The organism is Rhodanobacter fulvus Jip2, assembly GCF_000264315.1.
Classification (GTDB): domain Bacteria; phylum Pseudomonadota; class Gammaproteobacteria; order Xanthomonadales; family Rhodanobacteraceae; genus Rhodanobacter; species Rhodanobacter fulvus.
The window spans coordinates 347,787-362,645 of record NZ_AJXU01000028.1; the positions used below are offsets into that span (position 1 = coordinate 347,787).

General features: G+C 67.5%; 11 protein-coding genes and 1 pseudogene. 8 read left to right on the plus strand and 4 right to left on the minus strand.

The genetic code is table 11. The features are described from left to right. Positions 1-40: 40 nt before the first annotated feature. On the plus strand, positions 41-3,625 hold the full coding sequence (mfd, locus tag UU9_RS06980; protein ID WP_007081032.1) for a transcription-repair coupling factor: 3,585 nt from the start codon (positions 41-43) through the stop codon (positions 3,623-3,625). Between the two features lie 176 nt (positions 3,626-3,801). On the opposite strand, the gene UU9_RS06985 is transcribed toward mfd, so the two are convergent. Both UU9_RS06985 and UU9_RS06990 read right to left on the minus strand, forming a co-directional pair. Further along, the gene (locus tag UU9_RS06985; protein WP_007081033.1) at positions 3,802-4,461 is read right to left on the minus strand and encodes an HAD hydrolase-like protein; all 660 of its coding nucleotides are present in this window, start codon (positions 4,459-4,461) and stop codon (positions 3,802-3,804) included. After that, on the minus strand, positions 4,461-5,639 hold the full coding sequence (locus UU9_RS06990; RefSeq protein ID WP_007081034.1) for a phosphoglycerate kinase: 1,179 nt from the start codon (positions 5,637-5,639) through the stop codon (positions 4,461-4,463). Before UU9_RS06990 ends, UU9_RS06985 begins: the two co-directional genes overlap by 1 nt. Positions 5,640-5,771: 132 nt before the next feature. Here UU9_RS06990 and maiA point away from each other — a divergent pair, with 132 nt between their 5' ends. Further along, a complete protein-coding gene (gene maiA / locus UU9_RS06995; RefSeq protein ID WP_007081035.1) occupies positions 5,772-6,428 on the plus strand; it encodes a maleylacetoacetate isomerase in 657 nt (218 codons plus the stop codon). A gap of 200 nt (positions 6,429-6,628) precedes the next feature. Here the strand turns inward: maiA and UU9_RS07000 are convergent, their stop codons facing one another. Continuing rightward, positions 6,629-7,507 carry a universal stress protein gene (locus tag UU9_RS07000; RefSeq protein ID WP_007081036.1) on the minus strand — a complete coding sequence of 293 codons (879 nt, stop codon included), beginning with the start codon at positions 7,505-7,507 and terminating at the stop codon, positions 6,629-6,631. A gap of 224 nt (positions 7,508-7,731) precedes the next feature. Between UU9_RS07000 and UU9_RS07005 the strand changes: the two genes are divergently transcribed. The 6 genes from UU9_RS07005 to mnhG are packed head-to-tail and all read left to right on the plus strand — an operon-like array spanning position 7,732 to position 13,671. Further along, the gene (locus UU9_RS07005) at positions 7,732-10,626 is read left to right on the plus strand and encodes a monovalent cation/H+ antiporter subunit A (protein ID WP_040670406.1); all 2,895 of its coding nucleotides are present in this window, start codon (positions 7,732-7,734) and stop codon (positions 10,624-10,626) included. Beyond that, positions 10,626-10,964 carry a Na+/H+ antiporter subunit C gene (locus UU9_RS07010; protein ID WP_007081038.1) on the plus strand — a complete coding sequence of 113 codons (339 nt, stop codon included), beginning with the start codon at positions 10,626-10,628 and terminating at the stop codon, positions 10,962-10,964. Before UU9_RS07005 ends, UU9_RS07010 begins: the two co-directional genes overlap by 1 nt. Then, positions 10,961-12,529: a monovalent cation/H+ antiporter subunit D gene (locus tag UU9_RS07015; protein ID WP_007081039.1), complete on the plus strand. Its 1,569-nt coding sequence runs from the start codon at positions 10,961-10,963 to the stop codon at positions 12,527-12,529. The genes UU9_RS07010 and UU9_RS07015 overlap by 4 nt, the downstream gene beginning before the upstream one ends. Beyond that, entirely contained in the window at positions 12,526-13,011 is a 486-nt protein-coding gene (locus UU9_RS07020) for a Na+/H+ antiporter subunit E (protein ID WP_040670407.1), read from the plus strand. The genes UU9_RS07015 and UU9_RS07020 overlap by 4 nt, the downstream gene beginning before the upstream one ends. 28 nt (positions 13,012-13,039) lie before the next feature. Further along, complete coding sequence (locus UU9_RS07025; protein ID WP_007081041.1) at positions 13,040-13,321, plus strand: K+/H+ antiporter subunit F; 282 nt, start codon at positions 13,040-13,042, stop codon at positions 13,319-13,321. Further along, positions 13,318-13,671: a monovalent cation/H(+) antiporter subunit G gene (gene mnhG / locus UU9_RS07030; protein WP_007081042.1), complete on the plus strand. Its 354-nt coding sequence runs from the start codon at positions 13,318-13,320 to the stop codon at positions 13,669-13,671. The genes UU9_RS07025 and mnhG overlap by 4 nt, the downstream gene beginning before the upstream one ends. A gap of 51 nt (positions 13,672-13,722) precedes the next feature. Here the strand turns inward: mnhG and UU9_RS07035 are convergent. Then, positions 13,723-14,831: pseudogene (locus UU9_RS07035) on the minus strand (PilT/PilU family type 4a pilus ATPase). Between the last annotated feature and the right edge of the window lie 28 nt (positions 14,832-14,859).

The window sequence follows — 14,859 nt, forward strand, 5'->3', positions numbered from 1 at the left end:
GCGTCACCGGGCACGCTGACGCCAGCGGCAAGATTCTTCTATGTCGAAAGCCCTGCCGCACCCGCCCCTGCCTACCACGCCGAAACAGCGCCGCTACTGGACGCCGCCGGATGGCTCGGCGCGCGCCCTGCTGATCGCCGAAACGGCGCGCTCGCACACCGGCCTGGTGGTGGCGGTAACCCGCGACACCCAGCGCGCCCGGGCGCTGGAAGACGAGCTGCGCATATTCGGCGGCGCGCTGCCGGTGCTGCATTTCCCCGACTGGGAAACCCTGCCCTACGACGCGTTCAGCCCGCATCCGGAAATCGTGTCGCAGCGCATCGCCACGCTGTACCAGCTGCCATCCACCCAGCGCGGCGTGCTGGTGGTACCGGTGGCCACGCTGATGCAGCGCATCGCGCCGCGCAGCCACATCACCGGCGCTGGCCTGGTGCTGGACAAGGGCCAGAAGCTGGACCTGGCGCACGAGCAGCGGCGGCTGGAAGCGTCCGGCTACCGCCACGTGCCGCAGGTGGCCGAACCGGGCGATTTCGCGGTGCGTGGCGCGCTGATCGACATCTACCCGATGGGCAGCGACGAGCCGTACCGTATCGAGCTGTTCGATGACGAAGTGGAATCGATCCGCAGCTTCGACCCCGAGAGCCAGCGCTCGCAACAGCAGGTGGAAAGGATCGAACTGCTGCCCGCGCGCGAATTCCCGCTCACCGAGGAATCGGCCAAGACGTTCCGCAGCAACCTGCGCGAGCGCTTCCCCATCGACGTGCGCCGCTGCCCGCTGTACCAGGACATCAAGGAAGGCGTGACGCCCGGCGGCATCGAGTACTACCTGCCGCTGTTTTTCGAACAAACCGCCACCTTGTTCGACTACCTCGCCGACGATGCGTTGTTCGTGCTGGGTGAAGGCGTGGGCGAAGCCGCCGACCAGTTCTGGGCGCAGACCGCCGAGCGCTACGACCAGCGCGCCCACGACATCGAACGTCCGGTATTGCCGCCGGCCGAGCTGTACCTGCCGCCGGAGCAATGGCGCGCCCAGCTCAACAAGCGGCTGCGGGTGGAAGTGGTCGAACCGGGGCACGAGCATGCCGTGGCCGTGGGCACGCAGCCCGCGCCGGATGTGCCGCTCAATCGCAAGGGCGAGGAACCGGGCACGTCGCTGCGGCATTTCCTGGCCAGCTACAAGGGCCGCGTGCTGATCGCCGCCGATTCGGCGGGGCGGCGCGAGGCGTTGATCGAGACGCTGGCTGCTGCGGGGTTGAAGCCGCAGAATGTGGAAAGCTGGGCTGACTTTCTCCTCCCCCTGCCTGCAGGGGGAGGTCGGGAGGGGGTTGCCCGCGCTGGCGGGGAAGCTGAAGCAAAATCAAAAGCACCCCTCCCCAGCCCTCCCCTGCAAGCAGGAGAGGGAGCCAATGTCGCCACCGCTGAGGCGGGAGCGAAGTTCGCCATCACCATTGCCGGGCTCGAGCAGGGTTTCGCACTTACCAAGCCCGCCATCACCGTGCTCACCGAGCGCGAGCTCTACGGCGAACGCGTTCGCAGCGAGCGCGACCGCAAGCGCCGCCGCGGCACCGCGCGCGATCCGGAAAGCATCATCCGCGATCTCACCGAGCTCACCATCGGCGCGCCGATCGTGCACGTCGATCACGGCGTGGGCCGCTACCAGGGCCTGGTGTCAATGGATGTGGGCGGCATGGATGGCGAGTTCCTCACCATCGAATACGCCAAGGGCGACAAGCTGTACGTGCCGGTGGCGCAACTGGGCCTGGTCAGCCGCTACTCCGGCACCGCGCCGGAGCTGGCACCGCTGCATTCGCTGGGCGGCGATGCGTGGGAGCGCGCGCGCAAGAAAGCCGCCGAAAAAGTGCGCGACGTGGCCGCCGAGTTGCTGGCGATCTACGCTCAGCGCGAGGCGCGCGGCGGCGAGTCGCTACCGATCGACCGGCAGTTGGTGGAGGAATTCGGCCGCGCGTTCCCGTTCGAGGAAACGCCCGACCAGGAAAGTGCGATCGAAGCCGTGCTGAATGATCTGGCCGCGCCGCGCGCGATGGACCGGGTGATCTGCGGCGACGTGGGTTTCGGCAAAACCGAAGTCGCCCTGCGCGCTGCGTTCGCCGCCGCCACCGCCGGCCGCCAGGTGGCCGTGCTGGTGCCCACCACGCTGCTGGCGCAGCAGCATTACCGCAACTTCGCCGACCGCTTCGCCGACTGGCCCGTGCGCGTGGACGTGCTGTCGCGCTTCAAGTCCACCAAGGAAGTGAACGAGGCGCTGAAGCGGCTGGCCGACGGCCAGATCGACGTAATCGTGGGCACGCACAAGCTGCTGATGCCCGACGTGAAGTTCAAGAATCTCGGCCTGGTGATCGTGGACGAGGAGCAGCGTTTCGGCGTGCGCCAGAAGGAACAGCTGAAAAAGCTGCGCGCCGAAGTCGACCTGCTGACGATGACCGCCACGCCGATCCCGCGCACCTTGAACATGGCCATGGCCGGCCTGCGCGATCTGTCGTTGATCGCCACCCCGCCCGCGCACCGCACCGCCGTGCGCACCTTCATCGCGGCGTGGGACCCGGCCACCATCCGCGAGGCGTTGCAGCGCGAGCTGTCGCGCGGCGGCCAGGTGTATTTCCTGCATAACGAGGTGCAGAGCATCGAACGCAGCGTGCGCGAGCTGGAGGAGCTGGTGCCCGAGGCGCGCATCCGCATCGCCCACGGCCAGATGCCCGAGCGCGAGCTGGAAAGCGTGATGGCCGATTTCCACCGCCAGCGCTTCAACGTGCTGGTGTGCACCACGATCATCGAAACCGGCATCGACATTCCCACCGCCAACACCATCATCATCGACCGCGCCGACCGTTTCGGTTTGGCGCAATTGCACCAATTGCGCGGCCGCGTGGGCCGCTCGCACCATCGCGCCTATGCCTACCTGGTGGTGCCCGACCGCAAGTCGATCACCGCCGACGCGCAGAAGCGGCTGGAAGCGCTGGCCTCGCTGGAAGAACTGGGCGCGGGCTTCACCCTGGCCACGCACGACCTGGAAATCCGCGGCGCGGGCGAGCTGCTGGGCGACGAACAATCCGGCCAGATCCAGGAGATCGGTTTCGGCCTGTACACCGAATTGCTGGACCGCGCGGTGCGCGCGCTGAAGTCGGGCAAGATCCCCGATTTCGATCTCAGCAGCGAACACGAAACCGAAGTGGAACTGCACCTGCCGGTGCTGATCCCCGACGACTACCTGCCCGACGTGCACACCCGCCTGACCCTGTACAAGCGCATCGCCAGCGCCCGCAACGACGCCGACCTGCGCGATCTGCAAGTGGAAATGATCGACCGCTTCGGCCTGTTGCCGCCGCCCACCAAGCAGCTGTTCGCGGTGGCCACGCTGAAACTCATGGCCACGCCGCTGGGCATCCGCAAGCTGGATCTGGGCGCGGCCGGCGGGCGCATCGTGTTCCGCGAAAAACCCGAAGTGGACCCGATGACCATCATCAACCTGATCCAGCGCCAGCCGCGCATCTACAAGCTGGATGGACAGGACAAGCTGAAGATCATCATGGATCTGCCGGGCGCGACGGAACGTGCGCGGGCTGCGCAGGATCTGCTGGTGACATTGGGTGCGCGGCGGCCGGGCTGAATCGCACCGACAACGGTGCCGCCCCATGTGCGAGCGACTTCAGTCGCGATGCTCTCGGCTTGTCGCCTGGAGGCAAGAGCATCGCGGCTGAAGCCGCTCCCACAGGTGCAAATGCATGGGCGACGGTTCGGGAAGGCAAGAAGCCACGGCGATCTGCACTTCTGCCGCTCAGACTCCTAGGGTTCGGCAATCGTCGCCGCCGGCGCGAGCAAGCCAGCCAGTTCGTTCGGGTCGGCCGCGATCGCCGTCGCGCCGGCCAGCGTCAACTCCTCGCGGCTGCCGAAACCCCACAGCACGCCGAGGCCGCGAACCCCGTTCGCTACCGCCCCTTCCATGTCGAAACGGCGGTCGCCGATCATCACCGCGTGTTCCGGCACGCAGCGGAAATCGGCCAGCGCGGCACCGATCATCGACGCCTTCTCGCAATGCGGGTTGCCCGGCTCGGGGCCGTAGACGTGCTGGAACGCATCGCCGAACGGAAGGCTCTCGACGATCGGCAAAGCGTGCAGCCGCGGCTTGCTGGTGACCACCGCCAGCGTGTGGCCGGCGGCCTGCAGGCCATCGATCAAGCGCGCCACGTCGGGATACACCGCGTGTTCGCGCCAGCCGATCGCCTTGAAGCGGTCGTGGTAGTGATCGATGGCGAGCGCGACTTTCGCCGCGTCGTTGTCCATCAGCGCGGCAAAGCCCTGGTGCAGCGGTGGGCCGATCCAGTCGCGCAATACCTCGGGCGTGGGCGCGGTCACGTCCATCTGCGCCAGCGCGTGCCGGATGCAGCTGAAGATGCCCAGCTCGGAATCGATCAGGGTGCCGTCGAGGTCGAACAGGCAAAGCATTACTTGGCGGCCCGCGCCTTCAGGGCGGTGACCGCCGGCAGTTCCTTGCCCTCCAGGAATTCCAGGAACGCGCCGCCGCCGGTGGAGATGTAGGAGACGTCGTCGGCGATGCCGTACTTGTCCACCGCGGCCAGCGTGTCGCCGCCGCCAGCGATGGAGAACGCGGGCGAGGCGGCGATGGCGCGCGCCAGGGTTTCGGTACCCTTGCCGAACGCATCGAACTCGAACACGCCGACCGGCCCGTTCCACACCACCGTGCCCGCCTTCGCGATCAGGCCGGCGTAGATTTCCGCCGTGCGCGGGCCGATGTCCAGGATCATCTCGTCATCGTTGACCGCGTCGACCGCCTTCACCGTGGCCGGCGCCTGCGCGGAGAACGTGGGCGCCACCACCACGTCGACCGGCATCGGTACTTCGGCGCCACGCGCCTTGGCGTCGGCCAGCACCTTTTTGGCGGCGTCGATCAGGTCGGGCTCGTACAGCGAGTTACCGATCGGCAGGCCCATCGCCGCGATGAAGGTGTTGGCGATGCCGCCGCCCACGATGAGCTGGTCGACCTTGCCGATGAGGTTGTCCAGCAAGGTCAGCTTGGTGGAAACCTTGGAGCCGGCCACGATTGCCAGCAGCGGCCGCGCGGGCTCCTGCAGCGCCTTGCCCAGCGCGTCGAGTTCCGCCGACAGCAACGGGCCGGCCGCGGCGACCGGGGCAAACTTGATCACGCCATGGGTGGAAGCCTGGGCGCGATGCGCGGTGCCGAACGCGTCCATCACGAAGATGTCGCACAACGCGGCATATTTCTGCGCCAGCGCGTCGTCGTCCTTGCCCTCGCCCACGTTCATGCGGCAGTTTTCCAGCACCACCACTTCGCCGGCCGCCACGTCCACGCCATCGAGGTAATCGGTCACCAGCCGCACCGGCGAGCCAAGCTGCTCGCCCAGCCAGGCGGCCACTGGCGCCAGCGAAGAGTCGGCATCGAACTGGCCTTCCTTCGGACGGCCCAGATGCGACAGCACCAGCACCCTGGCGCCGGCATCGCGCGCGGCGCGGATCGTGGGCAGGGCCGCGTCCAGGCGCTGGGTGGAGGTGATGTGGCCGTTGTCGATCGGCACGTTCAGGTCTTCGCGGATCAATACGCGCTTGTCGCGCAGATCGAGATCGCTCATGCGGGTGACGGACACGGCAGGACTCCAGTGATATGTTTGGATGACCGCCCGGGCCAGGGCGGCCGGGCAGGAACCGCCTATTGTCCGGCGCGGCCCGCGCTGACGCAAACCGGGGCACCCTTCCGGACCACCTGCAGGAGACGCGCCTTGAGCCCTACCCTGACCCTGTACGGTTACTGGCGCTCCAGCGCCGTCTACCGCGTACGCATCGCGCTGAACCTCAAGGCGCTGGATTACCACTACCAGCCGCTGCACCTGCTGCGCGACGGCGGCGAGCAGCATGGCGCCGATTACCGCGCCTTGAACCCGCAACAACTGATCCCCTGCCTGCTCGACGGCGACCGCGCCATCACCCAGTCGCTGGCGATCATGGAATACCTGGACGAGACCTTCCCCGAACCGGCCCTGCTGCCATCCGACAGCCGCGGCCGCGCGCGGGTGCGCGAGCTGGCGATGGCGGTGGCCTGCGACATCCATCCGCTGGGCAACCTGCGTGTGCTGCAACGCCTGGAAGCGCAGTTCGGTGCCGACGACGTGCAACGCGCGGAATGGTCGCGGCACTGGATCGCGACGGGGTTCGACGCGCTGGAAGCGATGCTGGCCGACAACCCCGCCACCGGCCGTTTCTGCCACGGCGACACCCCCGGCCTGGCCGACGCCTGCCTGGTTCCCCAGTTCTACAACGCCTTGCGCTGGAAGCTGCCGCTGGAAAACTACCCCACGTTGCAACGCATCCACGCCGCCTGCAACGAGCTGGAGGCGTTCCAGCGAGCCGCGCCGGAAAGGCAGCCGGACGCCGTTTGACGATCCCTTCTCCCGCTCGCGGGAGAAGGTGCCCGACAGGGCGGATGAGGGCGCTCTTGCTCGACGCCCGCGAAAAGCTCCCCCTCAGCCCTTCGGGCAGCTCCCCCGCGAGCGGGGGAGCAAGAGCGTTTTCGGCGACCCTCCCGCGGGCGGGGGAGCAACAGCGTTTTCGGCAGCTCTCCCGCGTACGGGGAGCAAGATCACTGTTGCGCCCGCACCAGCAGCACGTCGCTGGGCACGGCCGGCACAATGCGCCGCGAGGTGCCGCCCACCAGCAGATGAAAGGCCAGGCCGCGGCGGAAAGCGCTGATCACCACCAGATCCGCCTCTTCCCGCACGACATGGTCGCGCAACACGATTTCCGGGTGGCCGTGTTCGATCATCGGCACGACGCGCTCCCTCACCTCGGCGGCGAGCGGCGTGTCGTCGAGGAACGAGCGCATCGTGGCCATTTCCATGCGGGCCAGGTCGCTGCTGTGGTCCGCGTCCAGCCACAACGAGGTGTACGGGATATCCAGCACGTGCATCAACGCCAGTCGGGCCGCGGGAAACCACTGGGCGGCGGTGGTCAGGCCGACGCGGGATTCGGCGGTGAAATCGGTACCGACCACCACGTTGGCGTAGGCGTCGTGTGGCCGGCTCTTGACCACCAGCAACGAGGCTGGCGACTTGCGCAGCAATTGCTCGGTGACGCGCCCCAGCGCACTGGGTGAGGACGGCTCGGACGCGCCCAGCACGATCAGGTCGCAGCCCTGTTGCGCGGCGGTGTCGAGAATGGCGTCGGCCGGGTTGCCATCGGCCACGTGGATGGTGAGGTCGGCGATCTCCTGGCGCAGATCGCGGCGGATCTGGCGCTCCACCAGGACCGGGCTGGCGTGGCCCTGTCGCCACGATGGCTGGTTGATCGGCGACAACTCGTCCTCGACGGGACACGACTGCACGTGCACGACATGCAGCGGCACCTGCCACTGTCGGGCCAGTTGCGCGGCGCGATCCAGGGCGCGGTCGCCGTGGCTGCGCAGATCCGTCGCCAGCAGTATTTTTTGCGGTGGCGCGAGGCTTGAAGCGATCGCGGTCATGCGCGCTCTCCGTGGTCCCGACAGGTTGACATGATGGTGCGCCCGGCCGGTTCGACGCCGAAAGCGCACAACGACTATAGAGCTTTGCGAGTAGATCGACGCGGCCTGTAGACTCGGGAAATGGCGCCCGTTTTCGCGACTCATGCCTTCCGTCCGCGGAAGCGCGTGGCGATGCGTGCGCTGCGCGACCGGTGCTGCCGGCGTATTCCCCGAACGGTGGCCCGATGCCTTACGACTCCGCTGCACTCGCCATGCTCAGCCTGCCCTTTCTGGCCAGCGTGGTCGTGCTCATGGTGCGTGGGCGGCAGTGGGCAACATGGCTGATGATCGCCACCGCGGCGGCGTGCCTGCTGCTGGCGGTGGGCATCTATCCGGCGATGGATGGCGGCCACGCGCTGCGCCACGTCATCCATTGGGTGCCGTCGCTGGGACTGGATCTGGTGCTGCGCGTGGACGGCTTCAGCTGGCTGTTCCTGATGCTGATCTGCGGCATCGGTCTGCTGGTGGGCGTGTATGCCCGCTACTACATGCCGCCGGACGATCCGCTGGACCGCTTCTGCGCGCTGTTGCTGGCGTTCATGGGCTCGATGCTGGGCATCGTGATGTCCGGCAACGTGATCCAGCTGGTGTTTTTCTGGGAGCTGACCAGCATCTTCTCGTTCCTGCTGATCGGCTACTGGAACCAGGGTGCGTCGGCGCGCGAGGGTGCGCGCATGGCGTTGATCGTCACCGCCGGTGGCGGCTTGTGCCTGTTCGCGGGAATGATGCTGCTGGGGCACATCGTGGGCAGCTATGACCTGGATGTGATCCTGGCGGCCGGCGAGCGGGTGCGCGCCGATGCGTTGTACACACCGATGCTGGTGCTGGTGCTGCTGGGTGCATTGACCAAGAGCGCGCAGTTCCCGTTCCATTTCTGGCTGCCGCAGGCGATGTCGGCGCCGACGCCGGTGTCAGCGTTCCTCCATTCGGCCACCATGGTCAAGGCGGGTGTGTTCCTGCTGCTGCGCTTCTGGCCGGTGCTGTCGGGTACCGACGCCTGGTTCTGGCTAGTGGGCGGCACCGGCCTGCTGACCCTGCTGCTGGGCGCCACCGCGGCCGTGTTCCAGCAGGATCTGAAAGCGGTGCTGGCCTATTCGACGATCAGCCATCTCGGCCTCATCACCATGCTGATCGGCCTGGGCAGCACGCTGGGCGCGGTGGCGGCGATCTTCCACATCGTCAACCACGCGACGTTCAAGGCCTCGCTGTTCATGGCCGCCGGCGCGGTGGATCACGAGGCCGGCACGCGCGACTTGCGGCGGCTGGGCGGCTTGCGTCATTTCATGCCGATCACGGCCACGCTGGCGGTGATCGCCAGCGCCGCGATGGCTGGCGTGCCGTTGCTCAACGGCTTCCTGTCCAAGGAAATGTTCTTCGCGGTGGCGCTGACCACCCATCGCGGCCCCGCGGTAGACATGGCCGCCGCCGCGATCGCCGTGCTGGCCAGCGCTTTCAGCGTGGTTTATTCACTGCGCTTCGCCGTGGGCGTGTTCTTCGGTCCCGCGCGCGACGATTACCCCCGCCAGCCCCACGAGCCGCCGCGCTGGATGCGCCTGCCGATCGGCCTGCTGGCGCTGGCCTGCGTGCTGGTGGGCATGCTGCCGGCGCGGGTGATCGGGCCGCCGCTGCGGGCGGCCGCGTATTCAGTGCTGGGCGAGGACACACCCACGTTCAGCCTGGCGGTGTGGCATGGGCTGACCCCACCGCTGTTCATGAGCGCGATCGCGCTGGTGGCCGGATGCGTCGTCTATGTGGTGCTGCGCGGTTATTTCGCGGGGCGTGAAACGCTGCCGCTGCTCGGCCGGTTCAGCGGCCGGCGGATGTTCGAGTGGGTGCTGACGCTGCTCACCGCCACGTTGCCGGCGGCATTGGAGGGTGCGTTCCCCAGCCGCCGGCTGCAACCGCAATTGCTGTTGATCGTGCTGGCCGCGTCGCTGGCGGCGGGCACGGCGATGTGGGGTTCGTCGCTGCCGCTGTCGTTGCATGGGTCCGGTGTCGACCCCGCGTTTGCACTGCTGTGGCTGCTCGGTGGCGCCTGCGCGGTGGGCGCCGCGACGCAGGCGAAATTCCATCGACTCGCCGCGCTGCTGCTCACCGGCGGCGCCGGCCTGGTGTCGTGCATCAGTTTCGTGTGGTTGTCGGCGCCGGATCTGGCGGCGACCCAGCTGCTGGTCGAGGTGGTCACCGCGATCGTGATCCTGCTCGGCCTGCGCTGGCTGCCCAAGCGCATCAGCGGCATGGCGCCGGATACGCGCCGTGCCCGCCTGCGCCGCCACCGCGACATGGTGATTGCCGCCGGCGTGGGGTTGGGGCTGGCGACGTTGGCCTATGCGGCCATGCTGCATCCGGTGGCGGATTCGATCTCGCACTTTTTCCTGGAGCGCGCGTACACCGAGGGCGGCGGCCACAACGTGGTCAACGTGATCCTGGTCGATTTCCGCGGCTTCGACACCATGGGCGAAATCAGCGTGCTGGCGATCGTGGCGCTGACGGTGTTCGCCCTGCTGCGCCGCTTCCGTCCGGCGATCGAAAGCGTGGACGCGCCCGCACAGCAACGGTTGCAGGCGGCTTTCGAGGCTTCCGACAACGGTGCCACCACGTCGGTGGTGGCCGATTACCTGCGCATCCCGGGGTTGATCGTGCAGCTGATGGCACCGGTGATCGTGCTGTTCGGCCTGCATCTGTTCCTGCGCGGACACGACCTGCCCGGTGGCGGATTTGCCGCCGGCATCACCGTGTCGGTGGCGCTGGTGCTGCTGTACATGGCGCGCGGCGCGCGCTGGGTGGAGGTGCGCCTGCGGGTGGCGCCGTTGCGCTGGATCGGCGCCGGTCTGCTGCTGGCGGTGAGCACGGGCCTGGGCTCGATCGCGTTCGGCTACCCGTTCCTCACCTCGCACTCGCGCCACGCCGAGGTGCCGCTGCTGGGCGAACTGCCGCTGGCCACGGCGATGCTGTTCGACCTGGGCGTGTTCTGCGTGGTGGTGGGCGCCACCTCGTTGATGCTGGTGGCACTGGCGCACCAGTCGCTGCGGCGGCCGCGGGTGCTGGAAATGGCTGCTGAAAGCGGGGAGGAGCGCTGATGGAGCTGGTACTGGCGCTGGCAATCGGTGTGCTTGCGGCCTCGGGCGTGTGGCTGCTGCTGCGCCCGCGCACGTTCCAGGTGATCATCGGCCTCACCCTGATTTCCTACGCGGTGAACCTGTTCATCTTCTGCATCGGCGGCTTGCGCACGGGTGCCGACCCGGTGTTGCGCGAGGGCGCCGACATCGCGCAATACACCGATCCGCTGCCACAGGCGCTGGTGCTGACGGCGATCGTGATCAGCTTTGCCACCACCGCGTTGTTCCTGGTGGTGCTGCTGGCCTCGCGCGGCCTCACCGGCAACGACCACGTCGACGGCAAGGACGGCACGCCATGAGCGCGCATCTGTTGGTGTTGCCGATCGTGCTGCCGCTGCTGGTGGCCGGGCTGCAACTATTGCTGGGGGAGCGGCGACGACGGCTTGTGGCCACGTTGAGCGTGGCCTCCTGCGTGGCGCTGGTGTTGCTGGCCGCCGCGCTGCTGATGGGCGTGAGTGGCGCATCAGCCGGCGACGGCCTGACGGCGGTCTACCGTATCGGCGACTGGCCGGCGCGCTTCGGCATCGTGCTGGTGGCCGACCGGCTGTCGGTGCTGATGCTGCTGCTTACGGCGGTGCTGGCGCTGGCCCTGCTGCCGTGTGCGCTGGACCGCTGGCAACAGCCCGGCGGCCCGGTGCAGCCGATGTTCCAGTTCCTGCTGATGGGCTTGAACGGCACCTTCCTCACCGGCGACCTGTTCAATCTGTTCGTGTTCTTCGAGGTGCTGCTGGCGGCCACGTATGGCCTGGCGCTGCATCGGCCGGGTGCGCGTCGGGTCAGCGCCGGCTTGCACTACATCGCGGTCAACCTGCTTGCCTCGATGCTGTTCCTGGTGGGCGTCAGCCTGATCTTCGGGGTCACCGGCACGCTCAACATGGCGGCGCTGGCCCAACTGATTCCCACCGTACCGGACAACACGCGCGCCTTGCTGCATGCCGGCGCCGCGATCCTGGGCGTGGCCTTCCTGGTGAAGGCGGCGATGTGGCCGCTGGGGTTCTGGCTGCCGCGCACCTATGCCGCGGCGACGTCGCCGGTGGCGGCCATGTTCGCGATCATGACCAAGGTGGGCATCTACGTGCTGCTGCGGTTGAGCCTGCTGCTGTTCGGCAGCGGCGCGGGCCCGGCCTCGGCCGATTTTGGCGACACCTGGCTGTTGTGGGGCGGCATGGCGACCGTGGTGGTCGGGGTGGTCGGCATGCTGGGCGCGCGCGACCTGGGCAAGCTGGCCGGCTACAACGTGCTCATTTCCTCGGGCACCCTGCTCGGCGCGATCGGCCTGCAGCATCCGGCGGTCACCGCCGGTGCGCTGGCTTACCTGGTGATCTCCACCCTGGCGATTGCCGCGTTCTTCCTGCTGGCCGGCATGCTGGCGCCGGACGACGAAACCGAGGCGACAGCCTTGCTGGAACCGTACGACCCGACCGGTGAGGCGCTGTACGCGGACGAAGACGAGCACCGCGCCACGCTGCCGGCGCCGGTGGCACTGCTGGGCATGTGTTTCCTGGTCTGCGCGCTGGTGCTGGCCGGGTTGCCGCCGTTGTCCGGCTTCCTGGCCAAATTCGCCCTGCTGGCGCCGATGCTGGAAACCGGCGCGGGACGCGGTGCGACAGCTTTGTTCACGCTGGTAGTGGTGGCGGGTTTCTGCACGGTGATCGCGATGTGCCGCACCGGCATCCAGATCTTCTGGGCCGATGAGGATTGGGCCTTCCCTCCCATTCGCCTGGGTGAAGCCGTGTCGGTGCTGCTCCTGCTGGGATCCTGCCTGGCCTTGAGCGTCTGGGCCGACGCGCCGCTGCGCTACCTGGCGGCCACCGCCGAGCAGTTGCACGCGCCGGCCCATTACATCCGCGCGGTGTTCCCGTGAGGCGCTGGCTGCGACATCCGCTGATGGCCGGCTTCCTGCTGCTGGCCTGGCTGCTGCTGCGGCAGAGCCTGGCGCCGGCCACGGTGGTCAGCGGCGTGGTGATCGCGCTGGGGTTGGCGTGGGCGTTCGGCAAGCTGCGCCCGCCGCGGGCGCGGGTGCGTCACTACCCGCTGCTGGGCAAGCTGCTGCTGCGGGTCGTGCGCGACATCGTGCGCTCCAACCTGGCGGTGGCGTGGATCGTGCTGCGCCGGCGCGGGCGGTTCACTTCGGGCTTCGTCGCGATCCCGCTTGAACTCACCGATCATTACGGCCTGGCGGTGCTGGCCTGCATCATCACCTCGACACCGGGCACGATCTGGGTCGATCACGACTCGGCCCGCAACGTGTTGCTGATCCACGTGCTGGACCTGGTCGACGAGGCAAGCTGGATCGACACCATCAAGCAGCGCTACGAGCGGCCCCTGCTGGAGATCTTCCAATGAGCCCCCTACCGATGAGAGGCTCATGCCCATGAGCCACGACTTCCTCGCGTTCGCCATCGTGGCGGCGCAATACCTGCTGCTGCTGGCAATGGCCTTCTCGATCATCCGCATGGTGCGCGGCCCGCGCGCGCAGGACCGCGTGCTGGCGCTGGACGCGCTGTACGTGAACGCGATGCTGTTGCTGCTGAGCATCGGCATCCGCACCGGCAGCGAGCTGTACGTGGAGGCCGGCCTGATCATCGCCCTGCTGGGCTTTGCCGGCACGCTGGCGTTTTCCAAGTTCCTGCTGCGCGGCGAGGTGATCGAATGAACCATCTCGACGCCTTGCCGCCGTGGGCTGCCGTACTGGTCGGCGTGCTGGTATTGCTGGGATCGGGCTTCGCCTTCACCGGCTCACTGGGCCTGCTGCGCCTCAAGGATTTTTACAAGCGCGTGCATGCGCCCACGCTGGGCACCACCCTCGGCGCGTTCTTCATGCTGGCCGGCTCGATCCTCTGCTTCTCGGTGGTGCACGGGCGGCCGATTTTCTACGAGATCCTGATCGGCGTGTTCCTCACCCTGACCACGCCGATCACGCTGATGATGCTGGTGCGCGCGGCGCTGTATCGCAATCGGGTGGAGGAAGCACAGGAGCCGCCCCGGCGCACCACGCTGGAATGAGGCGCGGACGTTGTCCTTTGTGGGCGCCCGTTTAGAGAGCCGCCCGAGGAATCAGAAACCCATCCCGTAAGGGTCGTTGCCCGCCAGCTCCGCGTTGCTGCCGCCTTCGGCCAGGCGGATTTTCAGGGCCAGGCCGTCGCGTGAATCGGACTTGTTGAGCGCTTCCTCCAGATCCACGCGGCCTTCCTTGTACAGCCGGTAGAGCGACTGGTCGAAGGTCTGCATGCCTTCCTGCAGGCTGCGATCCATCGCCTCCTTGATCTCGTGGGTCTGGCCACGGCGGATCATGTCGCGGATCAGCGGGGTGTTCAGCAGCACCTCGGCGGCGGGAATGCGCCGGCCGTCCTTGCCGATCACCAGGCGCTGGCTGATCACCGCGCGCAGGTTCAGCGCCAGGTTCATCAGCACGTTCTTGTGCGCCGACTCGGGGAAGAAGTTGAGGATGCGTTCCAGCGTCTGGTCGGCGTTGTTGGAGTGCAGCGTGGCCAGGCACAGGTGTCCGGTTTCGGAGAACGCGATCGCCGCCTCCATCGTGTCGGTGTCACGGATCTCGCCGATCATGATCACGTCGGGCGCCTCACGCATCGCGTTCTTCAGCGCCTCGTGGTAGCTGTGCGTATCCAGCCCCACCTCGCGCTGATTGACGATGGATTTCTTGTGCCGGTGCAGGTATTCGATCGGATCCTCGATGGTGAGGATGTGGCCCGACGAATGGGTGTTGCGCTGGTCCAGCATCGCCGCCAGCGTGGTCGACTTGCCCGAACCGGTGGCACCCACCACCAGGATCAGGCCACGCGGCTCCATGATCAGGTCGCGGAAAATCGGCGGCAGCTGCAGCTGGTCGATGCTGGGGATCTCGCTCTTGATCGCGCGGATCACATGCCCACTTCGCCGCGCTGCTTGAACACGTTGATGCGGAAACGGCCGGCGTCCTTCACCGCCAGCGCCATGTTCAGCTCCAGGTCGCGCTCGAACTGCGGCACCTGGCCTTCGTCCATCAGCGAATAGGCGATCTTCTTGACCATGCCATTGGGCAGGCCGGTATTGCCCAAGGGATAAAGCTTGCCCTCCACCTTGATGTTCACGGGGGCGCCTGTCGACAGGAACATGTCGGACGCGCCCTTGTCTACCATGAGCTTCAGGAAGTAACCGATGTCCACGTATGACCCCTGTAACAGTGTGCGTTGC

Excerpts from the sequence above, each read along its gene's own strand:
- mfd (WP_007081032.1), top strand. The coding sequence starts at position 41 with ATGTCGAAAGCCCTGCCGCACCCGCCCCTGCCTACCACGCCGAAACAG.
- UU9_RS06985 (WP_007081033.1), bottom strand. The coding sequence starts at position 4,461 with ATGCTTTGCCTGTTCGACCTCGACGGCACCCTGATCGATTCCGAGCTG.
- UU9_RS07000 (WP_007081036.1), bottom strand. The coding sequence starts at position 7,507 with ATGACCGCGATCGCTTCAAGCCTCGCGCCACCGCAAAAAATACTGCTG.
- UU9_RS07005 (WP_040670406.1), top strand. The coding sequence starts at position 7,732 with ATGCCTTACGACTCCGCTGCACTCGCCATGCTCAGCCTGCCCTTTCTG.
- UU9_RS07010 (WP_007081038.1), top strand. The coding sequence starts at position 10,626 with ATGGAGCTGGTACTGGCGCTGGCAATCGGTGTGCTTGCGGCCTCGGGC.
- UU9_RS07015 (WP_007081039.1), top strand. The coding sequence starts at position 10,961 with ATGAGCGCGCATCTGTTGGTGTTGCCGATCGTGCTGCCGCTGCTGGTG.
- UU9_RS07025 (WP_007081041.1), top strand. The coding sequence starts at position 13,040 with ATGAGCCACGACTTCCTCGCGTTCGCCATCGTGGCGGCGCAATACCTG.
- mnhG (WP_007081042.1), top strand. The coding sequence starts at position 13,318 with ATGAACCATCTCGACGCCTTGCCGCCGTGGGCTGCCGTACTGGTCGGC.